The organism is Mucilaginibacter gynuensis (assembly GCF_039541195.1).
GTDB classification, from domain to species: domain Bacteria; phylum Bacteroidota; class Bacteroidia; order Sphingobacteriales; family Sphingobacteriaceae; genus Mucilaginibacter; species Mucilaginibacter gynuensis.
Genome location: NZ_BAABFT010000003.1, coordinates 39,218 through 61,683, shown reverse-complemented (window position 1 = coordinate 61,683; position 22,466 = coordinate 39,218). Strand labels below are relative to the sequence as shown.

23 protein-coding genes are annotated in these 22,466 nt (G+C 43.5%); 11 read left to right on the top strand and 12 right to left on the bottom strand.

Annotated elements, in window-relative coordinates:
* Positions 1-9 precede the first annotated feature (9 nt).
* The 6 genes from ABD894_RS06855 to ABD894_RS06830 all read right to left on the bottom strand — a co-directional run bounded on the left by ABD894_RS06855 (position 10) and on the right by ABD894_RS06830 (position 5,774).
* Positions 10-1,683, bottom strand: a complete 1,674-nt coding sequence (locus ABD894_RS06855) for a RagB/SusD family nutrient uptake outer membrane protein (protein ID WP_345210257.1) — start codon at positions 1,681-1,683, stop codon at positions 10-12.
* Positions 1,684-1,812: 129 nt separating this feature from the next.
* Positions 1,813-2,397, bottom strand: a complete 585-nt coding sequence (locus ABD894_RS06850; protein ID WP_345210256.1) for an HPP family protein — start codon at positions 2,395-2,397, stop codon at positions 1,813-1,815.
* A 105-nt stretch (positions 2,398-2,502) separates the two neighbouring features.
* On the bottom strand, positions 2,503-4,773 hold the full coding sequence (locus ABD894_RS06845) for a glycoside hydrolase family 95 protein (protein ID WP_345210255.1): 2,271 nt from the start codon (positions 4,771-4,773) through the stop codon (positions 2,503-2,505).
* 144 nt (positions 4,774-4,917) lie between these two features.
* On the bottom strand, positions 4,918-5,241 hold the full coding sequence (locus tag ABD894_RS06840) for a hypothetical protein (protein ID WP_345210254.1): 324 nt from the start codon (positions 5,239-5,241) through the stop codon (positions 4,918-4,920).
* A 1-nt stretch (position 5,242) separates the two neighbouring features.
* On the bottom strand, positions 5,243-5,374 hold the full coding sequence (locus ABD894_RS06835) for a hypothetical protein (RefSeq protein WP_345210253.1): 132 nt from the start codon (positions 5,372-5,374) through the stop codon (positions 5,243-5,245).
* Positions 5,375-5,381: 7 nt separating this feature from the next.
* Entirely contained in the window at positions 5,382-5,774 is a 393-nt protein-coding gene (locus ABD894_RS06830; RefSeq protein WP_345210252.1) for a hypothetical protein, read from the bottom strand.
* A 577-nt stretch (positions 5,775-6,351) separates the two neighbouring features.
* Between ABD894_RS06830 and ABD894_RS06825 the strand changes: the two genes are divergently transcribed.
* Complete coding sequence (locus tag ABD894_RS06825; protein ID WP_345210251.1) at positions 6,352-6,546, top strand: cold-shock protein; 195 nt, start codon at positions 6,352-6,354, stop codon at positions 6,544-6,546.
* Between the two features lie 96 nt (positions 6,547-6,642).
* Entirely contained in the window at positions 6,643-6,834 is a 192-nt protein-coding gene (locus tag ABD894_RS06820; protein WP_345210250.1) for a hypothetical protein, read from the top strand.
* A 96-nt stretch (positions 6,835-6,930) separates the two neighbouring features.
* Here the strand turns inward: ABD894_RS06820 and ABD894_RS06815 are convergent, their stop codons facing one another.
* Both ABD894_RS06815 and ABD894_RS06810 read right to left on the bottom strand, forming a co-directional pair.
* The gene (locus ABD894_RS06815) at positions 6,931-7,341 is read right to left on the bottom strand and encodes a hypothetical protein (RefSeq protein ID WP_345210249.1); all 411 of its coding nucleotides are present in this window, start codon (positions 7,339-7,341) and stop codon (positions 6,931-6,933) included.
* Positions 7,342-7,368: 27 nt separating this feature from the next.
* Positions 7,369-8,151: a DUF899 domain-containing protein gene (locus ABD894_RS06810; protein WP_345210248.1), complete on the bottom strand. Its 783-nt coding sequence runs from the start codon at positions 8,149-8,151 to the stop codon at positions 7,369-7,371.
* Between the two features lie 134 nt (positions 8,152-8,285).
* On the opposite strand from ABD894_RS06810, the gene ABD894_RS06805 reads away from it, so the two are divergent.
* The 6 genes from ABD894_RS06805 (at position 8,286) to ABD894_RS06780 (ending at position 14,891) form a co-directional block, all read left to right on the top strand.
* Positions 8,286-9,275, top strand: a complete 990-nt coding sequence (locus tag ABD894_RS06805) for a GlxA family transcriptional regulator (protein WP_345210247.1) — start codon at positions 8,286-8,288, stop codon at positions 9,273-9,275.
* Positions 9,276-9,333: 58 nt separating this feature from the next.
* Positions 9,334-10,233, top strand: coding sequence for a helix-turn-helix domain-containing protein (locus ABD894_RS06800; RefSeq protein WP_345210246.1), 900 nt, complete (start codon positions 9,334-9,336; stop codon positions 10,231-10,233).
* Between the two features lie 82 nt (positions 10,234-10,315).
* Positions 10,316-11,155 carry an SDR family NAD(P)-dependent oxidoreductase gene (locus tag ABD894_RS06795; protein ID WP_345210245.1) on the top strand — a complete coding sequence of 280 codons (840 nt, stop codon included), beginning with the start codon at positions 10,316-10,318 and terminating at the stop codon, positions 11,153-11,155.
* Positions 11,156-11,183: 28 nt separating this feature from the next.
* A complete protein-coding gene (locus ABD894_RS06790; protein ID WP_345210244.1) occupies positions 11,184-12,023 on the top strand; it encodes an SDR family oxidoreductase in 840 nt (279 codons plus the stop codon).
* 3 nt (positions 12,024-12,026) lie between these two features.
* On the top strand, positions 12,027-12,266 hold the full coding sequence (locus ABD894_RS06785) for an Atu4866 domain-containing protein (protein WP_345210243.1): 240 nt from the start codon (positions 12,027-12,029) through the stop codon (positions 12,264-12,266).
* Positions 12,267-12,500: 234 nt separating this feature from the next.
* Positions 12,501-14,891: a TonB-dependent siderophore receptor gene (locus ABD894_RS06780; RefSeq protein WP_345210242.1), complete on the top strand. Its 2,391-nt coding sequence runs from the start codon at positions 12,501-12,503 to the stop codon at positions 14,889-14,891.
* Between the two features lie 139 nt (positions 14,892-15,030).
* Here the strand turns inward: ABD894_RS06780 and ABD894_RS06775 are convergent, their stop codons facing one another.
* Positions 15,031-15,366: a hypothetical protein gene (locus ABD894_RS06775; RefSeq protein ID WP_345210241.1), complete on the bottom strand. Its 336-nt coding sequence runs from the start codon at positions 15,364-15,366 to the stop codon at positions 15,031-15,033.
* A 229-nt stretch (positions 15,367-15,595) separates the two neighbouring features.
* Between ABD894_RS06775 and ABD894_RS06770 the strand changes: the two genes are divergently transcribed.
* Entirely contained in the window at positions 15,596-16,720 is a 1,125-nt protein-coding gene (locus ABD894_RS06770) for a sensor histidine kinase (RefSeq protein ID WP_345210240.1), read from the top strand.
* Entirely contained in the window at positions 16,695-17,426 is a 732-nt protein-coding gene (locus ABD894_RS06765; RefSeq protein WP_345210239.1) for a LytR/AlgR family response regulator transcription factor, read from the top strand. The genes ABD894_RS06770 and ABD894_RS06765 overlap by 26 nt, the downstream gene beginning before the upstream one ends.
* 274 nt (positions 17,427-17,700) lie before the next feature.
* Here the strand turns inward: ABD894_RS06765 and ABD894_RS06760 are convergent, their stop codons facing one another.
* Positions 17,701-19,956: a sugar-binding domain-containing protein gene (locus tag ABD894_RS06760; protein WP_345210238.1), complete on the bottom strand. Its 2,256-nt coding sequence runs from the start codon at positions 19,954-19,956 to the stop codon at positions 17,701-17,703.
* Positions 19,957-20,223: 267 nt separating this feature from the next.
* Between ABD894_RS06760 and ABD894_RS06755 the strand changes: the two genes are divergently transcribed.
* A complete protein-coding gene (locus tag ABD894_RS06755; protein WP_345210237.1) occupies positions 20,224-20,799 on the top strand; it encodes a pentapeptide repeat-containing protein in 576 nt (191 codons plus the stop codon).
* A 192-nt stretch (positions 20,800-20,991) separates the two neighbouring features.
* Here the strand turns inward: ABD894_RS06755 and ABD894_RS06750 are convergent, their stop codons facing one another.
* Positions 20,992-21,513: a protease gene (locus tag ABD894_RS06750; RefSeq protein WP_345210236.1), complete on the bottom strand. Its 522-nt coding sequence runs from the start codon at positions 21,511-21,513 to the stop codon at positions 20,992-20,994.
* 275 nt (positions 21,514-21,788) lie between these two features.
* Positions 21,789-22,430, bottom strand: a complete 642-nt coding sequence (locus tag ABD894_RS06745) for an NAD(P)-dependent oxidoreductase (RefSeq protein ID WP_345210235.1) — start codon at positions 22,428-22,430, stop codon at positions 21,789-21,791.
* Positions 22,431-22,466: the final 36 nt, after the last annotated feature.

The window sequence follows — 22,466 nt, the reverse complement described above, 5'->3', positions numbered from 1 at the left end:
TATTACATGTTAGTAACCATAGGTTTGTGTGTTACCAGGGTTAGTATCCAAAAAATGTTGCGGTATGGGCAGTACCAATCTATACTGCGCGATGGGCCCTTCATGCCAAACGGTTTGCCATCGTACCAGGTTAAAATAACGGCTGCCTTCGTTACGCATTTCATATTGCCATACTTCGCTTAAAGAACGTCTTGCATATAACAAAACAGTTTGATCATCGAAAAAGCGGTTCTGCTTCCTGTCTACCAATATCTTTAATACATTATACGCGTCGTGTAGCTGCTGCTTTTCCGTTAATACATTCGCTTTTATAAGGTAAATTTCTGAAAGCCTCAATATTGGCTGGTATTTGGCACGGCCAAGGTAGTTCATAAAAAAGGTTTCATTTTCATTCTTACCTGCATTCCATAGCACTTCGCCGTCGTTTAAATCAAAATATACAGCATTGGTATCGGCCGATAGAGAATACCTATTGCTATTTATAATTTCGTTGGCCTTTGCCAAAGCATCATCATAACCCTGGTATTTTAATAAAAGTTTAGCTATTAAACCCTTACACGCGTACTTACTAATGTAATTCCTTTTTTCCGTTGGCCAGGTAAGCGGCAAATCAGCTTCAGCTTGCCTTAGATCGGCAATTGCCTGTATAGAAACTTCGCCGGGTTCGGGCAAGTTAAACCTAACATTGGGGTCTGTTATAAGCTCAGTTACAATTGGCACCCTGTCAAAATAAGCCCCCAGCATAAAGTATAGGTAGCCTCTTAAAGCTTTGGCCTCTGCCTCTATTAGTTTTTTATCGCTGGCGGCAAGGTCAATATATGAAGCATAATACAAAACCGTATTGGCTTTGGTAACCGATGTTAAACCTAAATTCCAAAGTGTTAAGAGGTTTGCATCAGCCGGGCTGATATTTTGCCGGTTGCTTAGCGAACAAAAAGCGGATAAGTTACCATCACAAGACACTTCTCCGCTTACTATTTCATCCACCAGTGTTAATTGCTTTTGAAAATTGTATACTGATTCAACAGTAGCATCTAAAATATTATACAGATCAGCAACGGTACTCACCGCATTGCCGGGTACATTATCTGTACTGCCTATAAATATGCGCACCTTGGTATTTGGAGTATTTTTTACGGTTGTGGATAGATATGGCAATTCTACCAAATCCAGATCATTTACAATGCCATCGCCATTAATATCTTTCTTTTTAAAGTTGCCGGGCTTGGCATATGTTTGTATAGGAGCAGCCGTTATTTCTGCCTTAGTTTGAAATATACCATCAAGCGCATAGCCTTTGTCGGCACCATTTACCGTTTCAATTGTTATGTTACTGGTAAGCAGTTTGCTTCCGCTATTTTTTTCGGCGACAATAAAGTAATTGCCTGCAGGTACTGTAAAACCGGCTACTCCTTCGGTATTGGTTGTAGCGGTTTTGTACGGTTTGGCATCTTTATATTCTTGTTTGGTTCGGTAAAGGTTTACGGTAGCGCCCGCAGATACTTCACCGTCGGGCGTGGTTAATGTCCATTTGGTGGCGTCATTTACCTCAATATTGAGTTCAGCCTGTAAGTCTTCCTCGTCAGATGCTTTTTTTGCACAGGATGAAATAATGAAACTAAAAATTAAAAGACAGATAAAACCTGATAACCTGGTTTTAAGGGGAGATGTGAAGTAGCGCATGTGATAAGCGGTTTTTTCTTCAAATAAAGGCAATTAACGGCATAATCAGAAGCATTAACTTTTATTTTTCGATTCGGTTATGCTTGTAAGCAATTACAAATCTTTACTTATAAAACCAGCGGTAAATACTTAATGCTTATAATTCCGTTTCCAAACTTTAAACCAATGTTTGTTGCGGGGATATTGCCTGTGTGATGTGGCATTGTTGCAAATTATAGCCACCAGCAACAGTATCATCACCCCGCTGAATACCGGGCTTAGCACATACCAGTATCCAAGCGCTATAATTTTTGGCGAACCAATATTGGCTATCAATGCCGTTGCGCCACCGGGAGGGTGCAGTGTTTTGGTGATCTGCATTAAAACGATAGCGACTGAAACCGAAAGGGCCGCTGTAAACCAAATTTCGCCGGGTACAAATTTATGGATGGTAACGCCCACCAGCGCGCTGATGACGTGCCCGCCAATTAAGTTGCGCGGTTGCGCCAGCGGACTGTTAATGATACCATATATAAGTACTGATGAAGCGCCGAAAGAACCGATAAGGAACAGGTTATCGTTAGCATTAAGATGCCTGCTGTTAAGAAAACCGATAATTCCGATGCCTAAAAACGAACCGATGAACGTCCACAAATGCTCTTTAAAATCGATCAGCGTTTCTTTGTAAAAGATGTGTTTAGCGGTAGTAACGTGTCTGCGTATTTTTGCTCTCATTTCGGAGTACAATATTACGCAATCTGTATTTTACTAAAACACACAAATTAAAAAGACTGATTTATATTACATAAATCAGTCTTTTTAATAAACAACCTATCTTATTTACCCAGCAATAAAGCTATATACTTTACCTGCTTGTGTTTTAAAACCATAGGTAAAATCGCCTGTTGATTTGCCTGGGTTTGCTTTAAAAGCAGCCTTCAGGCTATTAGGTACACGCAGATTACAATCGCCGCCGGATAGTGATTTGATGCTGAGCTTAACTATTTTACCATTCTTCCAAACCATATCTGTTATTTCGAAGTTGCCGCGGGCGCGTAAACCTTTTACGCTGCCTGTAGCCCATGTTTTTGGCAGGGCGGGCAGTAACTGAATTTCGCCGGTTTGGCTTTGCAGCAGCATTTCGGCCACACCTGCGGTATAACCAAAGTTGCCATCAATTTGAAACGGCGGATGCGCGCAGAAAAGGTTGGCATACATACCGCCGCCGTTATCATAATTAACGCCATCGCCGCCAACCAGGGTAATAAAGTTTTTGAGGATGAGATAGGCATGGTCGCCATCTTGCAGGCGTGCCCAAAAGTTCATCTTCCAGGCCATCGACCAACCTGTTGATTCGTCGCCGCGAGCGGTTAAGCTCACTTTGGCGGCCTTAGCCAGGTCGGGGGTTTGCGTTATACTTATTTGCCTGCCCGGATGTAAACCAAACAGGTGCGAAGCATGGCGGTGCGTATCTTTCGGATCGTCGCGATCTGTTTCCCATTCCTGCAATTGTCCCCATTTGCCAATTTTTGGTTTAAGCAGATGCTCGCGCATATCGGCAACGTGATTGCGGTAGGTTTTATCCAGCCCTAAAACATCGGCTGCCTCAATGTAATTGGTAAACAGATCGTACACAATTTCCTGATCATAGGTTACACCATCTTCGGTTGGCCCATGCTCGGGCGACCAGCCCATCGGCGATACCAGCGTACCATCCGCGCGGCGTTTCAGGTGATCGTCCCAAAACTCGGTGATCTCTTTCAGTATAGGGTAACCGAAGTTTTTGAGGTATGCCTTATCCTTAGTGAAAGCATAGTGCTCCCATATATTTTGCACGTACCAGGCGCTGCCGGGCGTGTTCCACAAAAAGCTTTCACCACCGAATATATTGTTCTCGGTCTTGACCGTCCATCCGCGTACGCCAGGATATTCCTTTTTGGTATTCTCCTTTTTCACCTCGCGCATACTGTTAATATAATCGAGATAAGGGAAATGGCATTCGGCCAAATTGGTTGGTTCGGCCAGCCAGTAATTCATTTGTATATTGATATTGGAGTGATAATCGCAACGCCAAGGCGGGTTGTTGCTCTCGTTCCAAAGCCCCTGTAAATTGGCCGGTAAACCGCCCTTGCGGGATGAGCTGATGAGCAAATACCTCCCGAACTGAAATATTAAAGCCTCCAGTTGCGGGTCCTGCGCTTGTTTGTAGGCGATGAGTCGTTTATAAGTAGGTAATGCCTGTACCGAAGCCGGGGTGCTCCCCAGGTTGATAGCCACACGGCCAAACAATGCCTGGTAATCTTTAACGTGAGCGGCAAGCAACTGCGGGTATGTTTTAGCCGAGGCGGCGGTTATAGCGCTTTTTACTTTTACAGCCGGGTCTTCACCTTTCCAGTGTTGTTCGCGTTTGTTGCTGTAATCTGTAGCAGCGGTGAGCAGTATGGTAAAGCCATCTGCTTTTTTAATATTGAGTTGCGAACCGCCTTTCCCGTCAGCTTCAATAGTTGCCGTACCTCCTTCTATTTTTACCTGAACAAGGGCATTGTATGCCATGCCGCTCTCCAGTTTACCGGCAATTTGCAAAGCGGCACCACTGGCAGTTACGGTAGCGCCATGCGCATCCTTTAATTGTACAATGGCCGAATAAGCGCCTTTTTTATTGGCTGTAAAATGAAGCGCCATCACCTTATCGGGGAAGTTGCAAAAATATTCACGCTGGTAAGTGATTCCGTTTTCGGTATAGCTGATGTTTTGGGTTGATGTATTCAGGTCCAGTTGCCTGCGGTAATTTGCAGGCGTAGCGGCCGAAGTATCTTTACCTTTCAGGTAAACAAACAGGTCGCCGAAGGCCTGGTACGCGCCGGTATTGGTTTCGTCGCCGGTCCACAGGCTGATCTCGTTGAACTGGATATGTTCGCGGGCTACACCACCGAAAACCATGCCGCCTATACGGCCGTTACCCATAGGGTAGGCATCTGTCATCCAGGCTTTGGCGGGTTTATCATCCCACAGTTTTAAACTTTGTGCAGGCGTACTTACCTTTTGCGCATTGGCGACTATGGGCAGTATCGAAATAAATAAAATAGATAAATAACTGAGCTTTTTTATCATATAACAGGCGTATAATTGACCAAGCGTAAAAGTATAGCACAAAGCATACATTACAAATGGATTATACGCCTATTGAGTATAATACATGCCGCCCAGCCAGCTTTTAAACAGCGGAGGTGCGCAGGCTACCGCCCGCATATCGATCTATGTGCGTATCCGCTTAGGATTGTAGGCTACAATGTATTTCAGATCGCTGTTTAAAACGGTTTTAACATCCAGCAGTACTTCTTCTTTGTTTAACGCCTGCTTAAGTTTGGCTTTAACTTCAACATATACCTGCAACAGTATCTCGGGGATTATTTTAACGGCAATAGCCGGATAATAATCTTTTTCAATTTGAGCCCTATCGGTAATTGATACCAGGCTTAAGTTCCAGGTATCATCGGCATGAAAACCGTGTTCATGGCGGCTGTTCATCAAATCGTATAGGAATATCCTTGCCTGATTTTCTATCGCTTGCTCGTCCATATTACTTGCCCTTTTTACCAATTGGGGCTTCAGATTTTGAAGATTTATCTGTTTGGTAAGACGATTGTTTTTTATTTACATTCTCACTTGGGGCTTTTTTAACTTCTTTGGTACCTTTTTTCTCTTTGCTCATATATAAATTATTTAATATTCATTTCTTTTTCTAACCTGCGGATGTTGGTATCTACCAGGCTAAGGTTTAAGCCTTCGTAATTATCTATGCGGTATTGCTTCAATTTTAAAATGGCCTGCTCTGCATTTTTTATTAATTGATTAACATGCACAATAGCTCCTGTTTTGGCTTTTTCCATTGCTGTTATTTTATCGGTATAACCATAATACATGGTTTCATCGGCCGGTAACGAATACTCGCTATAAGGTATAGAACAAAGCACATCAACCGGCGGACCGATCAGCCATCCCCTTTTAAAATTCTTTGTTATTGTAGGCTTAAAATCGTTACTGTGAATTTCGGTTACCGATGTACCGTTTTTAAAAACGCGATAAAACTTAATGTAGTGGGTGTTTTGCATGTTGAGTGATGTTATGTATTAGCAGAAGCTTAACTATCACCGTATTATAAATTGGCAACGCCTAAGGGTAGAATTTACTAAAGGTAATTATTCTTTATTGGATAATGGGTGGTTTTAAATAATAATTAAATGAGAGGTTGAAATAGGTTGCCCTTTTGCAAAGCGTTGAGGACTCACCCGATCATCGCTACGCTCGATCACCCTCTCTTTGCAAGCAAAAAGAGGGTTTTGTATTTTTTATTTTTTCCTTACCCTCTTTGCGCAGCGCGCAGAGAGGGTCGACCAGTGAAGCGTAGTCGGGGTGAGTTGAATATACGATTTGCTTTTGCAGCCTGATTCCTACCGGATGACTGCTATTAATTTTCAACCTGTTTATATTAATTGCGCAGAAACCCCTTCCTCCTCCTTCCCTGGGGAAGGAATCGCACATGGCCTTACGCTTTCAAGTAAGGTAGATTGCAGGCTGTTTTCATCATTTAACCAATGCCTAAAATTTAAAACTGCATTAAATAATTTCACCAAAAAGAAAATTGGCCGATATTAATGACTACATTGCAACTTATTCAAATATTAAATAATGCAAAAAGAAGGAACTGTAAAGTTTTTCGATACCACTAAAGGTTTCGGATTTATTACACAAAGTGATAGCAGAAACGATGTTTTTGTTCACTCAACTGGTCTAATCGATGAAATTCGTGAAAACGATACTGTATCATTCGATGTAGAAGAAGGCAGAAAAGGCCTTGCAGCGGTAAATGTAAAAGTAATTTAAAAAATCACTATAAATTTAGTCGTAAAGCACCTTCCTTGTGGGAGGTGCTTTTTTGCATTTTTTAATAATTTATTTATTTAAACCCTAATAATAACTATGGCAAAATCTCAGGCATCCTTCATGAAGAAGCAACTTGAAAATAATCGATTAAAAAAGAAAAAAGAAAAAGCGGAACGCAGAGAAGAGCGTCAGCAAAATTCACCGGGCGGTGGTTTAGAGAACATGATGGCTTACGTGAATGAATTTGGCGAAATAAGCGACACGCCACCCGAAAAGCCGAAGCACTAAAACTACTTAACAGCAGGCATTCAACATTAAAACAGCTAACAAACATGTGCGAATTTCAATTACCCGCAAATGTTTGTTAACGCGCTGCTGCCACCATTATTTAGCTGTAATCATCAGCCAAACATCATTACCCACATAATATTCTAAGGCGATGCCGCCATCCATAGTAACATCGGGGTGGCGCATGAGTTCGTCAAATACGGTTGCTATACGCGGGATGTTCTCCATCCAGTTACCTAATTTATTAGCTATATAGGTTCCCTTCGGGATGGTGTAATGATCCGCTCCTATTTTTTCGCCCTCACCGGGATAGCTTTCGCTTACGCAGGCACGATAAATATAACGGCCGTCAACTTTTTCGGTTACGCCATAGCAGCCGCGCCCCGTAAAGCCGCCCGTTTTGGCCGATAAGGCTGCATAAGCATCCTGTATACCTGCCGGGAAGGTTTTGGCCTGCTCACAAATAGTGAGGATGTCTTCTTTTACCTCAAATTTTTCGGTTGCCATTGGTCTGTGTCTTTTAGGTTTCACAAATTATCCGCAACAGCAGTGGTTAGTCGCGGTGTCTTCATATTTATCATGATGGCGCAACCAGTCGATAGGTTTACCATTCTCATCGGTTTCGTTTCGACCTTTAGGCACCAAATCCAAAAAGGCAAGGGTACCCAACAGCGGTTCGCCACCACGTGCGTAGGTAGAATAGGTATGAAAGATATCGCCATTCTCATCCTTATAAAATACACTTACGCCATGCAACTCTTCTAAAAAGTACTTGCCCATTTCGTAGTTATAATACACCTCACCCTTTTCTTTTTCTTCGGGCGTGAAGGATACATGGTAATCAAAATTAAAATCGCTTTCGTTTGATGATACCCAGTTGAATGTCCAGCCCATGCGTTTTTTAAATGGCGCGAACTCCGCGTAGGGCGCACGCGATACCGTTACGAAAGATACATCCGCATGTTCAAAATGGCGACGGGCGCAGTCTACATGGTCTGCAAGGTACGAACAGCCTACGCACCCTTCCTCCCATCCGGGGCCAAACATAAAATGCTGTACAATAAGCTGGCTGCGGCAATCAAACAAGTCGGCAAGGCTTACCTTACCATCGGGGCCATCAAAAGTATACGGCTTTTCTACCTTTACCCAGGGCAGGGCGCGGCGCAGTTTATTTACCTCGTCTTTCAGGTGCAGCAGTTCTTTTTCTTTGGCAAGCAGTTGCTTACGTTGAATAACCCAATCGCTTTCGTTTACAATTTTATTGTGGCCAATTGGCTGTGTTATAGCCGAATTGATTTTGGATGCTTCTTCTTTCATGGCTAATGTTTTTATATTTATTCAAATTTCTGCAAATTTATAACACCAAATCATGTGTATAGCTGTCATACTGAGGGGGTATTCAGGACATCTCACTTGCCGTTATACCTAAAACAAGTTTTATACCATAACCTATGAAAATTTCTCTGCTTGTATACGAAGGCGCTATTTCTTCATCCATTTCGAGTGTTACCGATATTTTTGGCGGCGTTAACGGCTTTTTGCGCATGCAGGGCAGGCCCGAAGCCTTTGAGCTGGAGCTGGTTTGCCGCGATGTGAACAATACGCATTTGTACCTGCCTGCCGGCGATTTGAAAAAGGTGGCCTTGAAAGATGTAGTGAGCACCGATCTTATTATCGTACCTGCCTTTCAGGGCGATGCCGATGCCGCGCTTACCCAAAATGCCGACCTGATAGCGTGGCTTAAAGAAATGAGCGCCAAAGGGACAGAGATTGCCAGTCTTTGTTTTGGCAGCTACTTTTTGGCAGAAGCCGGGCTGCTTGGCGATAAACCCTGCACCTCGCACTGGGCTGCCATGCAGGATATGCGCCAGCGCTACCCGCAACTGAATATACAGCCCGATATGGTGATCACCGATCAGGATGGTATTTACACCAGCGGCGGGGCGTTTTTATCGCTCAATCTGGTGCTGTACCTCATCGAGAAATTTTGCGGCAAGGAAGTTACTGTTTGGGCAAGTAAAATGTTCTCGATAGATATTGATAAGGTGAACCAGGCGCACTTCGCTATTTTTCAGAGCCAGCGCAGGCACGAGGATAAGGTGATACTGAAAGCGCAGGATATTATTGAAAAGAACTTTCAGCAGCAACTGTCTATCGATCAAATTGCCGAGCAAAGTAATATGAGTACCCGCAACTTCATCAGGCGGTTTAAAAGCGCTACCAATAATACGCCTATCGAGTACCTGCAACGGGTAAAGATAGAAGCTGCCAAAAAAGCCCTGGAACGAAACGACCAGGATATAAACGGACTGATGTACGATGCTGGGTATAACGATGTAAAAACCTTCCGGATGATATTTAAACGTATTACCGGCCTTACACCACAGGAGTACCGTAAAAAATATAGCCGTACAATTACGCTTGCCGACAGGTTAAACTGACCTTCAGCTTACAATACCCTATTGCATTAATCGGTTTGAATTATGTAATTTGCTTTTTATGACCACTGAAACCCTTCAAGACTTTTACAAGCAAAAATTTAACTGGATGCCCGATAACCTTCAGCAGGGCATCGGCCATTTTAATGTTTTCCGTTTGGAAGATTGTATGGGCGATGGCGCGGTTAAAATTACCTACAGCAGGCGCGATTATTATAAGGTAACCCTACTGCGCGGCAACAGCCGTTACCATTATGCCGATAAAAGTATTGAAACATCGGGTTCAACGCTGATGTTCTTTAACCCCAATGTACCTTACAAATGGGAGTCGTTATCAGAAAACGTAACGGGGTACTTCTGCATATTTACAGAGGCTTTCTTTACCGAAAAAATTCGCGGCAGCCTTAGCGAATTGCCCATGTTTGCCATTGGCGGCAAACCAGCTTACCTGTTAAATGAGGCGCAGGACGAACTTATCAGCAACATATTCAACAAGATGCTTGATGAGATACAATCAGACTACACCTATAAATATGACCTGCTGCGTAACTACGCTACCGAGCTTACCCACTACGCTTTAAAAGCGCAGCCAACCGATACCCTGTACCAGCACCCGGATGCAGGCTCGCGCATTACATCGGTATTTACCGAATTACTGGAGCGCCAGTTCCCGATAGAAACACCCGCGCAACGGTTCAGACTGCGGTCGGCAAAAGATTTCGCGCATAACCTGTCGGTACACGTGAACCACCTTAACCGGGCTATTAAACAAACCACCGGCAAAACCACTACCGAGCACATCAGCGAACGCTTATTGAGCGAAGCAAAATCCCTATTAAGGCATACCGACTGGAACATTGCCGAAATTGGCTATTGTCTGGGTTTTGAAGAAGCCAGCCATTTCAATAACTTTTTTAAAAAACAAACCAATATCACCCCTACTTCTTTTCGGATTGTTTGAATTTCGTAACCATTGGTTTGATTAGCGCAAACGCTCCCCTCGCCTGCCGCTATACCTTTGTGCTATCAAAAAATACAAAATTATGGATAGCAAAAAAGTATGGTTCATTACCGGGGCATCAAAAGGTTTAGGCCTCAGCCTTGTTAAACAACTGCTGGAAGCCGGACAATACGTTGCAGGTACATCCAGAAACCCTGCCGAACTGCACAACGCGGTTGGCGAAAACCCCAATTTTTTACCCTTGCAGGTTGACCTGGCCAACGAAGCCAGCGTTAGCGCCGCAATTAAAACCACTGTTGATACCTTTAAAAGTATTGATGTAGTAGTTAACAACGCGGGCTACGGCATTGGTGGCAGCATTGAAGAGTTAACCGATAAAGAAACCCGCGACAGCTTTGATATTAACGTATTCGGTACGCTCAATGTAGTACGCCACGTGTTGCCGTATATGCGTGCGCAGTTATCAGGCCATATCATTAATATCTCATCAATAGCAGGTATTGCCCCGGCAACAGGCTGGGCGGTTTACGGCGCTACAAAATTCGCTGTGGCCGGTTTAACCGAAGTACTGGCGGCAGATGTAAAAGCCTTTGGCATCAAGGTAACCCTGGTAGCGCCGGGCGCGTTCCGCACCAGTTTCTTAACGCCAGATTCATTAAGCATTGCGGCAAATTCGATCGACGCTTATAAAGATGTGCACGAAACACATGCTCGTTACCTTAAAATGAACGGCACCCAAATAGGCGATCCTGAAAAGGCTGCCAAGGCGATGATAGCCGTGGTTGATGAACCAAACCCGCCTTTATACCTGTTACTGGGCAGCGATGCTTACAGCCGCGCCATCACCAAGGTAGAAAACATGGTGAACGAGTTCCGCAAATGGGAAGGGCTTACCAAATCAACAGATTATCAAACAGTTTAATCTACACAAAAACTTAAAAAACTAAAACATGAGCAACCAAAAAACATGGTTCATAACCGGCGCCTCAAAAGGACTGGGCCTGGTTATGGTGAACCAATTATTAAAACAAGGCTACAATGTAGTAGCTACATCGCGCAAGTTAACCGACCTTACCGGCGCCGTTGGCAGCAATGCCGCTAATTTTTTACCACTTGCTGTTGATATTACCAGCGAAGCCAGCGTAAAAGAAGCCATTGATGCCACTATTAACACCTTTGGCCATATTGATGTAGTGGTGAACAATGCCGGTTACGGCATGGTAGGCGGACTGGAAGAAGTGAGCAATGCCGAGGCACGTGCCAATTTTGATGTGAACGTATTTGGTTCGCTCAATGTGATCCGCGAGGCTATGCCGTATTTACGCGGGCAAGGTTCGGGGCATATTTTTAACATCGCCTCAATTGGTGGGTTTAATGGCAACTTTCCGGGATGGGGAATTTACTGCGCCACCAAATTCGCGGTGCATGGCTTTACCGAATCATTAGCAGCCGAAGCCAAACCATTCGGGGTGAACGTTACCGTGGTATCGCCGGGTTATTTCCGCACCAGTTTTTTAGACAGTGGTTCGCTTATTGTACCTAAAAATCCTAACGATGCTTACCAAAACGTACGCGATTCGCAGGCGGCTCACCAAAACGAGATCAACGGTAACCAACCCGGCGACCCGGAAAAAGGTGTTGCGGCCATCATCGCGACAGCAAACGAAAGCAACCCGCCGCTGCATTTGTTTTTAGGGCAGGATGCCTACGATATGGCCTACGTGAAAATGGATGCCGTAAAAAGCGACCTGGAAACATGGAAAGAACTAAGCACCTCAACCGGTTTTTAATTAATGGAAAACAACAAATACGCCGGTATGTGGGTAACACGCGATGGCTATATCCGCCATCACCTGCTACCTAACGGCCGCTACGATGAGGGCCGCGGCGAACGCAAAAGTGCCTATCGAGGCAGCTACATCATCACCGGCGACCATATCGAATATGTTGACGATACAGGCTTCACCGCCGATGGCGATTTCCGCAACGGTATACTGTACCATGCAGGTATGGTGCTGTATCGCGAAGATTAAAAATCAACTACCCCCATATATAATAACCCCAAAGTGTAAGCGGTACAGCTTGTGCTTTGGGGTTTAGTGTAATATTTACACACAGTTTCATCACGTAAAATTTGCTGATAATATGATAGTTATCACAAATTCATAGCCAGCACATCTTAAATAAAAACAAATTCTCTTTTGATACTTGGATAATTTTCAGTTGTTTTGTGGCATTATTTTTATTTAGTCTAAATAAATTACCACATGAAGAAAATCCTTACTTACACAATTATGCTGATGCTGATACCGGCATTTCTATTTGCCCAGCAAACAGGCAGTATCAAAACCATTGTAAAAACATCCGACGGCCAGGCGGCCGAAGCTGTATCCGTTTACATAAAAGGCACAAAAAGAGGTGGCACCACCAACGAAAATGGTGAGCACACTATCTCAAACCTTAAAGCAGGTGACTATACTATACTCATCAGCGCGGTAGGCCTGGTAAGCCAGGAAAAAAGCGTTTCGGTAGGCGCGGGCCAGTCCAGCATTATTGAGGTAACCCTTTCCGAAAGCCTTAGCCAATTGGTTGAAGTAAATATTAAAGGCAGCAAGGTGAACAAATTCGCTCAAAAATCAAGCGATTATGTTGCCCGTATGCCCTTAAGCAATCTCGAAAATCCGCAGGTATACAACACCGTATCATCTGAACTGATAAAAGAGCAGGTAATTACCAATTTTAACGATGCATTGAAAAATGTACCCGGTATTGATAAATTATGGACATCAACCGGTCGTGGTGGTGATGGTGCAGGCTATTTCTCGCTAAGAGGATTCGCGGTACAGCCAACATTGGTTAACGGCCTTGCAGGTTTAACCACAGGCGGACTTGACCTGGCTAATACCGAACGTATTGAAGTATTAAAAGGCCCATCGGGTACCTTATTCGGTAGTTCAATAATATCGTATGGTGGTTTAATCAACATCATCACCAAAAAACCTTTTAAAACCTTCGCTACCGAGGTAACTTATACCGCGGGCAGCTTTGGTTTAAACCGTATTACTGCCGATGTTAATACCCCGCTTGATAAAGAAGGTAATGTGTTATTAAGAGTTAATGCCGCTTATCACGATGAAAACAGCTTTCAGGATCAAGGCTTTAAGAAAACACGTTTCTTCGCCCCTACGTTATCTTACAAGGTTGATGATAAACTATCATTCTTATTTAACGCAGAGGTGTTAAGTGCAGAGAGTACCAACCCAACCATGTTGTTTTTTGATCGTGATATAGCCTTAAGGGTAAATAACCTGAAAGATTTAGGTTACGATTATAAAAAATCATACACCAGTAATAACCTTACCATTAAAAACCCTACTACCAACATACAGGCGCAAATGAACTACCAGCTATCGCCCGAGTGGAGATCGCAAACGGTGGTATCGCGCAGTACCGCGAAATCTGACGGTTATTATTCATACCTGTATGAAACTTCGCAGTATTTCCCTGGCTATCCGAATATCCCATCGGTATTTGGCCGCTATATTAACAAGCAAAACGCTACTATTACTACTACCGATCTACAACAAAACTTTATCGGCGATTTCAGTATAGCCGGTATGCGTAACAGGATAGTGGCCGGTGTTGACTATTTTAGCCGTGTAAATATTGATAACGGTACAGGTTATGCCGTTGTAGGTATGGTTACCATTGGCGGTGACGATACCGGTATACTATCAGTACCGCAGGTGGATAGCTTGTTGGCCGGTCAGCCGGTTAGCTACAGCAACCTGGAGCAAAAAACTTACAGCACTTACGTGTCTGATGTGTTTAATTTTACGCCAAGCTTATCGGCCATGGTGAGCGCTCGTATTGACCACTTTGTTAACGGCGGTTTAGATGCAGGCGATAGTAAATATTCGCAAACCCACATCTCACCAAAATTCGGTTTGGTTTATCAGCCAATAAAAGATCAGCTTTCGTTATTTGCCAATTATATGAACGGTTTTACCAATGTTGCACCTGCAACTGATGGCTCGGGCCGCAGGGTAACCTTTAACCCACAGCAAGCAAACCAGCTTGAGTTTGGTACCAAACTGAACATTTGGGATAATAAAATTGCAGCCAGCTTTAGCTATTACAATATTAAGGTTACTGATGTGGTACGTTCAATTGGTGCAAACGTTAATCAAACTTACGTACAGGATGGCGAAAACAACAGCAAGGGATTTGAGGCTGATATCACTGCTAACCCGGTAAAAGGGCTGAATATTATTGCAGGTTACAGCCGCAACATCAGTAAAACAACCAAAACAAGCCAGGAAGACTTTTTAGGCAGACGCCCGGAAGAAGCCGGTCCTAAAAACATGATAAATGCCTGGATCAGCTACCGCTTTGATGAAGGCATGGTAAAAGGTTTAGGATTAGGCTTCGGCGGAAATTACGCCAGCGAAAACCAAATACTAAACAGGCTAACCACCGGCGTATTCGCTTTACCTGCTTACACCGTATTAAACGCTTCGGCATCTTACGCGGCTAAGGCTTTTACGTTTACGTTTAAGGTAGATAACCTTACCAATAAAGAATACTACAAAGGCTGGTCAACCCTTGAGGCACAACGCCCAAGGGCATACATTGGCAGCATTGCCTATAAATTTTAAAATACATCCATCTACCTAATAAACAAACCGAAGCCGCTCCTTAACAAGGAGCGGCTTTTTTATGGCCTGTACCCAATAAAAAAAGCGGCAAGCTTTACAGGCTGCCGCTTAATGGTTAAAGGTGATTGTTTAAATGTTCTTATAATTCTTCCTGGTTTGTTTGCACGTTAAAGCAAATGGCCAGCAGGCTTTTATCGGCAGTGTATTGCTTTTGGTTTACCAATACGGCAAGTAATTGATTAAGCTTGGTTTGTACTTTTTTATCGCTTACTTTCAGTTTTTTATTTACTGTTTCTTCGTAAACAAGCTCTTTCTCTTCGTTATAAAACTTAACGGTATTTTGCTTTTTGTTGTGCGTACTGCCTTCAACTACCCAAAACCCTTGTTGTGGTTCCTGAACTTTTTGGTTGGTTTGCGCTATGCCCTGTACTATGGTGATAGCCGCGATTACTAAGGTTAAAATGATCTTTTTCATTGTGATATGTTTTAAATTATACACCAAAAGTATTTAGTGCACGGTACATTATATTACGTGTACTGATGCAAAACGCTACAGTAGTATTAAAATACCGTTAACTTATGATGAACACCTTTCGTCATGCGTAAAACCGCTTAGGTAAGCCTTATTATGCAGTTGGTATGCAAATAGATGCCGTTCATCTACTTATGGTATTTAAAATATTGGTTTATTGTAAATTAGCTGTATGAAAGCGATGGTAAATATTTCGGCGCGGTGGCCGCGTACACGGGTGATACAACATGTGGCATTCTGGGTATTGGCCATAATATTTACCGATCTTATTTATGCCCCTAAAAGCAGCTTTTGGATAGCCGCCCGTAATAACGTTTTTTACATACCACTACACCTGATCTTCTTTTACGCAACGGCTTACTGGCTGGCGCCTAAATACTTGCTTAAAAACAAGTACGCCTGGTTTATCCTGTTAACCTTGGCTTTGAATTTACTGCTTGCCGTGGCATCCCGGTTTATCGACATTTTAATTACTTATCCCTATATCATAAAATACGCCCCCAAGGGAGATTTTTGGCCCGATACCCGTCCGCTTGAAATACAATTAACGGATATCAACGGCTATATCAGCGCTTTTAAGGGCATTAACTTTATAGTTTGGGTCGCTTTTGGTATTAAGCTATTTAAAATGTGGTACGAACGTAAGCAGGCAGCCGTAAAGGCCGAACTCAGTGCTTTGAAAGGCCAGCTGCATCCGCATTTTCTGTTCAACACGCTTAATAATTTATACTCGCTTACCTTGCAAAATTCGGACAAATCGCCGGGTGCAGTGCTGGGGCTGTCGGAAATGCTGCGTTATATGCTGTACGAATGCGGTGACGAATATGTACCGCTGAGTAAAGAAATACTGATGCTGAAGAACTATACCGATTTGGAGAAACTGCGCTACGAAGACCGCCTCGACCTTACCTTTAACATCAGCGGCGATCTGCAAAACAAACTGATAGCGCCCCTTTTGTTATTACCTATTATAGAGAACGCTTTTAAACATGGCACCAGCGAAAATATTGGCCAGGCATGGATCAACATTAATATTGAGGTGAGCGGTAACGTTTTAAAATTAAAGACGTCTAATAGTAAGGCAGATGTGGTACAGGCTGATGCTGATAAGCATTTTGGTAACATAGGGCTGCAAAATGTAACCAAACGATTGGATTACCTGTATCCCGGCAAGCACCAACTGAAAATACTCAACGATGATGAGGCTTTTTTAGTAGTGATGGAAGTACCGCTGAAAGCCACGCTAACACCCTTAACACAGTTGAAACAACATGAAGATACGCGTACTTATAGCTGATGATGAACCTCTTGCCATTGAAGTAATCAGTACTTATCTGCAAAACTTTGATGATATTGAAATAGTAGGTAAATGCAGTAATGCCATACAGGCTTTTCAATTGCTGCAACAAAAACCTATCGACCTTATATTTCTGGATATTAAAATGCCGGGCCTGAGCGGTATTGATTTTGTACGAAGCCTTAAGAATCCGCCCCAAATTATTTTCACCACGGCCTACAGCGAATATGCTTTAGAAGGTTTTGAACTGAACGCGGTTGACTACCTGCTTAAACCCATCTCGTTCGAACGTTTTTTAAGGGCAATGGATAAAGTGTACCAGCGTTACGATAATAAGGCAACTGTGCGTATTGCCAACGAAGTACCCGTGGGCGATAAAGACACCTTTTTGTATATTAAGGTAGACCGCAAAACCATCAAACTGAACATCAACAGTATTTTATGGATAGAGAGCCTGCGCGATTACGTGAAAGTGGTTACCCAGCAGGAAGTATACATCAGCAAGCAGAAGATCAGTTTTTTAGAGGAAATGTTACCCGAAAGGCAATTTGTGCGTATTCACCGTTCGTTTATTGTAGCACTGGCGAAGATCAACTCCTTCTACTCCTACAGCCTCGAAATTAACGGGCATGAGCTGCCCATTGGCCGTAATTATAAGCTGGAAGTACAAAAGAAACTGAAGCTTGAACAAATGTTCGTGAATTAAACCTACAAGTCATCTCGCATAATTAACTCACCGGTCTACGCTTCGCTGGACCGCCCTCTACGGCTTTGCCGTAAAGAGGGCTGGATTAAAATAAAAACGATTTTAAAAACCCTCTTTCCGCTTGCGGAGAGGGGTGACAAGCGAAGCGATGTCGGGGTGAGTCAATATTGATCAACCTCTTAATTTAACTGCCCCGAATCCCCCCATAACAAAAGAAGCGGGGAGCAAATGAATGCCCCACCGCTTCGGGTTGAATTATTATTAGAATTAGAACTTAGTTCGTTTTAAACGGAACGGCTTTGTCTTTTGAAATTACCGATATACCGGCATCAATATACTGGCCGCCGCCTGTTTGGTTACAGTGAATAGCAATTACGTTTTTACCGTTTGATACCAATGCAGCCTGGGCTTCCTTGCTCATGGTTGAGATAACGTAGCCCGATGTAATGTCCTCTTTAAAAGCAGCCTTTACACCGTTAATGTATACCTCGCATTTTTCATCGTGGTGAATGTATAGTACAAGGTCTTCACGTTTGATGTCTTTCAGGTCGCCAAGTGTAAATTCCTGACGGATCCAGATGTCCTTACCGTCCCAAACGGTTTTTACATTGGCACCCGGCGTAAAGCTGGTACCAAAACCTGCCTGACCCGATTTCCATGCCGCATCAGCAAACTTGGTGGTAAACCAGCTATCGGCAGGTTTATCAAAGGTATATTTCCAGGTGCGCGGGTTAACTTGCGACGATGGCAATATCTCTGCAAGGTAAAGATCATCATGGATAGCTTTATGATTTGATGCCGCTATCTTTTCTACAGGGCCTTTGATCACTTCACGATCGTACGTTAATAACCCGTTCAGCTCAATTTCAACGTCGGTAATTTCGGTGTATACCGCCGCGCTTAAGCCTTTGTTGGTTTTGTACATTACCAGGTCGTTAGCGTAAGTATCGTACAGGTCGGTGTATTTCTTTTCATTATCAATCATGATATACGTTGGCCCTGTAGCCCAGGTATGGTTAGGGATGATATAACCGATACCGCCATATTCGCCGCAAGCCAAAATTTGTTTATCGCTCGCCGGTACTGCCGGAGGCGGGTAGCTGTGGATATCAAGGTAATCACCGGCATCAAAGTGACCGCCGCCGCTGGCCTGGTTAACCAAACGCGATGGATCTAAGGTTTTAACCATATCTACCAGGTTTTTGGTATTATGCTGCGCCTGGCCTTCGTTAAATACCACCCAGGTAATAATTGACGGTGAGTTCCAGTGGGTTTTGATCATACGTACCAGTTCCGAACGGAAAGCGGCTGTATCAACCGGCGGCACATGCTCGGTATACGAGTTTGGCGACGGCATATCCTGCCATACCAGTAAGCCCAGCTTATCGGCCCAGTAATACCAGCGGTAAGGCTCAACCTTAATGTGCTTGCGCACCATGTTGTAACCAAACTTCTTGATCATTTCCAAATCGTATTTCAATGCAGCGTCAGTAGGCGCGGTATATAAACCATCAGGCCAGAAACCCTGATCTAACGGACCTATCTGGAACAAAAATTTATTGTTCAGGTATAGTTTTTTATACTCACCCTCCTGCCCTACTGATATTTTACGCATACCAAAGTAGCTGCCAACCGCGTCAACAGTTTTGCCTTGTTTGGTCAGGCTGATATCCAGGTCGTAAAGGAAAGGTGCATCTGGCGACCATAGTTTGGCATTTTCTACCGGTACGCTAATTACGGTATTGGCGCCACCTGTTGTGGTTTTAATTACTTTGCCGCCATCTTTCACTTTAATATCTACTGTATAACCATCGGTAACACCGGCAGTATTTACAGTAAGGTTTACTACGCCTTTATCAATATCAGGCACAATTTTAATATTATCGATACTGGTTACCGGCACAGGCTCCAGCCATACGGTTTGCCATATACCTGTAGTTGAGGTATACATGATACCCTGCGGATTCAGCGTTTGTTTACCGCGAGGGAAACCGCCTTTATCAGTAGGATCATAAACGCGAACGGTAATTTCCTGCTCGCCCGATTTGGCAATGGCCGAAGTAACATCATAAGTGAACGGATCATAACCGCCGGTGTGCACACCCAGGCTTTTGCCGTTTACAAATACTTCCGATTCGTAATCAACCGCGCCGAAGTGCAATAATACTTTCTGGCCTTTCCAATCTGCCGGAACGGTGAATTTACGGCGATACCAAACACGCTCATGCTGCTCCATTACGCCCGAAAGCGCCGACTCCACCGGGAACGGTACCAATATTGTTTTCGACAGGTTGCCTTTTGGCTGGGCTTCGGCAGCGCCGCTGCTTGCCTGAAACTGCCATATACCATTAAGGTTGAGCCATTTGGTACGGGTAAGCTGCGGACGAGGGTACTCGGGCAATACGCTTTTAGGGTTTACATCCTTGGCAAACTTGCTCATAAGCACAGCTTTTTTAGGCTGCCACTCCTGCGCAAACAGTAGCGAGGGCGCTATAGCGAACGCTAAGGCTACAATCTTTTTAAAATTCATTGTTCAGGGTAAATAATTATTATTTTGGTTAAATTGATATATGTTTAAATATTAATCAGTGCCTAAAAATATATTAAAATAGCTTGCCCCCTGCATGCTCGCGGTTGATTGATTGGATATGAAGAAAGAATGAGAAGATTTGTGGAAAGCCCTGTTTAACAGCATGTACCTAAGCGGTAAACATTTTATTTTATTTATAAAGCTGCTTTAACATCTGCAAAATTGGCTATTGTTATTACTTTAGCGGCAATTTTACAGGGCACAATTATGAGTTACAAAATTGACGAGGACGTAGTATTTAAAAATAGCAAACCGGCAGATATTGAGGGCCATAAACGGGTGTTTGAACGTTGTGAGTTCTTGAACTGCGATCTGTCGTACGCCAACCTGTCGCACATTACGTTTATTGATTGTGTTTTTAAAACCTGTAACCTATCCCTGGTACAATTAACCGATACCGGCCTGCAAAACGTGAGCTTTCAGGAATGCAAACTCGCGGGAGCCCATTTTGATAAATCCAACCATTTCTCGTTCGAGGTTAGCTTTACCGGTTGTAATATGACGAACAGCATCTTCTACAAAAAGCGGTTGAAAGGCACTAAGTTTAGCGATTGCATTTTAAATGAATCTGACTTTAGCGAAGCCGACCTCACCTCCGCCGTATTTGACAATTGCGACCTCAACCGTGTAATATTTGATAACACCATACTCAAAGGCGCCGACTTCAGTTCGGCCTATAATTTTGTGATAGACCCTGAAAACAACTCCATAGCCAAAGCAAAATTCAGCATACATGGTTTGAGTGGCTTGCTGGCTAAATATAAGATAACAATTACGGGGTAGTGGGAAGCTGAAAGGTGAAAGCTGAAAGCGAAAAGCTCTTTAAAATCGGAGTTTAATTACTCACCCCGACTACGCTGCGCTGGTCGACCCTCTCTGCGCGAGCGCAAAGAGGGTGAAAAGACTTAAAAAACAAAATCCCTCTTTGCGTAGCAGAGAGGGATGTCGAGCATAGCGATGACAGGGTGAGTCAGCTTACTTTTCGTAAACAAACGTAACACTATCTTTAATCACTAAGCCACTCATGTTTTGGCCTACGTAGATAGCGGTATACTTACCCGGCTTGGTAATATCATAACCTTTCAGCAAGTTAACCGTTACCGATAAGCTGTCTTTAGGTTTTACCTTGATATAGCTATCAGCAGGAGGCGGCATTATGCGTTTAGCCATAGCGCCTTTGTAATTGGCTTCCTGCCCGCTTTCATCTTTAACATCGAGGTATTTGCTCATTAAAGGCTCAAACGGGGTATGCCATTTGCAAAATTGCTGCGCGGTATCGGCAGGGTTATAAACAGTAAACTTAAGTTGTACCGAATCGCTGCCTTTAACAGCATCGCTGATGCTCATTTTTGCAAACAGGACTTTACTTTCGGTGCTATCGGCGGTTTGCGCTGTACCAGCAGAATCGGTTTGACCTTGTGATGTTTTTGAACCAACGCTACAGGCAGAAAGCGCCAGCACAGCAGCGGCAGATAATATCAGTTTATAGTTTTTCATACGGCAAAGTTATTTCTTTTAATTGCTTTACTTGTTTAAACACTGTTAAATTACAGTATCCTCTATTCAAAGGTTAAACGTGTAATAGTGTATAAAAGCAACAGGGCTTAGAAAGTTTTTAAAAACTTTCTAAGCCCTGTTTGTATAGCATAATTTATTTAAACAACTGTCATGCTGAGGTACGAAGCATCTATTCGCCGATTAGCATAGCGAAGAAGATTCTTCACTTCGTTCAGAATGACAGCTAAGACTTAAGTAAGCCATAACCCTCTATATTAATAACCCAACGTAAAACGTTGTTTTACAAACTGCTTGTTCTCTACTTCATCCAACAAAGCCACGGCAAGGTCAGCTACGCTGATGTCGTTTTTGCCATGCTCGTTAAATACGGGGCTTTCGGTGCCTAACCTGAATTTGCCGGTACGTTCGCCGGGGTGCAGGTTGATGGCAGGGCTCAGGAAAGTCCAGTCCAGCTCTTCTTCTTTACGTAGTTCGGTAAGGAAATCGCGTGCTGCTGTAGCACCGGCTTTCCACTCAGCCGGGAATTGCGGACTATCAACCAGTTGATTGCCGTCAATATATAAGCTACCCGCGCCGCCAATTACTATCAGCCTTTTTACACCGGCTGCTTTTGTAGCTTCTTGTATTGAGGTTGATCCTTTTATAAAGTCGTCATAAATTTCGGGGTTACCCCAGCCCGGGTTATATGAGCTGATCACTACATCATTACCTGCAAGTATGGCTGCCAGTTTTTCTGTTTCAAAAATATCGGCACCTGTTACGGCAAGGTTATCGTTTTGTACAGTAATTTTTTCGGGGTTGCGTACTATGGCGGTTACCTGGTGACCGCGGTTTAATGCTTCTGTTAATACGCTGGCTCCTACAAAGCCCGATGCGCCAATAATTGCTACTTTCATTTTTGTTTGGTTTATTGTAATTAAAATTATTACAGT

Bases quoted from the DNA above. Each gene is read 5' to 3' on its own strand.
- ABD894_RS06795 (WP_345210245.1), top strand. From the start codon at position 10,316: ATGGATAGCAAAAAAGTATGGTTCATTACCGGGGCATCAAAAGGTTTA.
- ABD894_RS06830 (WP_345210252.1), bottom strand. From the start codon at position 5,774: ATGCAAAACACCCACTACATTAAGTTTTATCGCGTTTTTAAAAACGGT.
- ABD894_RS06825 (WP_345210251.1), top strand. From the start codon at position 6,352: ATGCAAAAAGAAGGAACTGTAAAGTTTTTCGATACCACTAAAGGTTTC.
- ABD894_RS06845 (WP_345210255.1), bottom strand. From the start codon at position 4,773: ATGATAAAAAAGCTCAGTTATTTATCTATTTTATTTATTTCGATACTG.
- ABD894_RS06855 (WP_345210257.1), bottom strand. From the start codon at position 1,683: ATGCGCTACTTCACATCTCCCCTTAAAACCAGGTTATCAGGTTTTATC.
- ABD894_RS06780 (WP_345210242.1), top strand. From the start codon at position 12,501: ATGAAGAAAATCCTTACTTACACAATTATGCTGATGCTGATACCGGCA.
- ABD894_RS06835 (WP_345210253.1), bottom strand. From the start codon at position 5,374: ATGAGCAAAGAGAAAAAAGGTACCAAAGAAGTTAAAAAAGCCCCAAGT.
- ABD894_RS06850 (WP_345210256.1), bottom strand. From the start codon at position 2,397: ATGAGAGCAAAAATACGCAGACACGTTACTACCGCTAAACACATCTTT.
- ABD894_RS06785 (WP_345210243.1), top strand. From the start codon at position 12,027: ATGGAAAACAACAAATACGCCGGTATGTGGGTAACACGCGATGGCTAT.
- ABD894_RS06755 (WP_345210237.1), top strand. From the start codon at position 20,224: ATGAGTTACAAAATTGACGAGGACGTAGTATTTAAAAATAGCAAACCG.
- ABD894_RS06840 (WP_345210254.1), bottom strand. From the start codon at position 5,241: ATGGACGAGCAAGCGATAGAAAATCAGGCAAGGATATTCCTATACGAT.
- ABD894_RS06815 (WP_345210249.1), bottom strand. From the start codon at position 7,341: ATGGCAACCGAAAAATTTGAGGTAAAAGAAGACATCCTCACTATTTGT.
- ABD894_RS06765 (WP_345210239.1), top strand. From the start codon at position 16,695: ATGAAGATACGCGTACTTATAGCTGATGATGAACCTCTTGCCATTGAA.
- ABD894_RS06750 (WP_345210236.1), bottom strand. From the start codon at position 21,513: ATGAAAAACTATAAACTGATATTATCTGCCGCTGCTGTGCTGGCGCTT.
- ABD894_RS06800 (WP_345210246.1), top strand. From the start codon at position 9,334: ATGACCACTGAAACCCTTCAAGACTTTTACAAGCAAAAATTTAACTGG.
- ABD894_RS06760 (WP_345210238.1), bottom strand. From the start codon at position 19,956: ATGAATTTTAAAAAGATTGTAGCCTTAGCGTTCGCTATAGCGCCCTCG.
- ABD894_RS06805 (WP_345210247.1), top strand. From the start codon at position 8,286: ATGAAAATTTCTCTGCTTGTATACGAAGGCGCTATTTCTTCATCCATT.
- ABD894_RS06770 (WP_345210240.1), top strand. From the start codon at position 15,596: ATGAAAGCGATGGTAAATATTTCGGCGCGGTGGCCGCGTACACGGGTG.
- ABD894_RS06775 (WP_345210241.1), bottom strand. From the start codon at position 15,366: ATGAAAAAGATCATTTTAACCTTAGTAATCGCGGCTATCACCATAGTA.
- ABD894_RS06790 (WP_345210244.1), top strand. From the start codon at position 11,184: ATGAGCAACCAAAAAACATGGTTCATAACCGGCGCCTCAAAAGGACTG.
- ABD894_RS06745 (WP_345210235.1), bottom strand. From the start codon at position 22,430: ATGAAAGTAGCAATTATTGGCGCATCGGGCTTTGTAGGAGCCAGCGTA.
- ABD894_RS06820 (WP_345210250.1), top strand. From the start codon at position 6,643: ATGGCAAAATCTCAGGCATCCTTCATGAAGAAGCAACTTGAAAATAAT.
- ABD894_RS06810 (WP_345210248.1), bottom strand. From the start codon at position 8,151: ATGAAAGAAGAAGCATCCAAAATCAATTCGGCTATAACACAGCCAATT.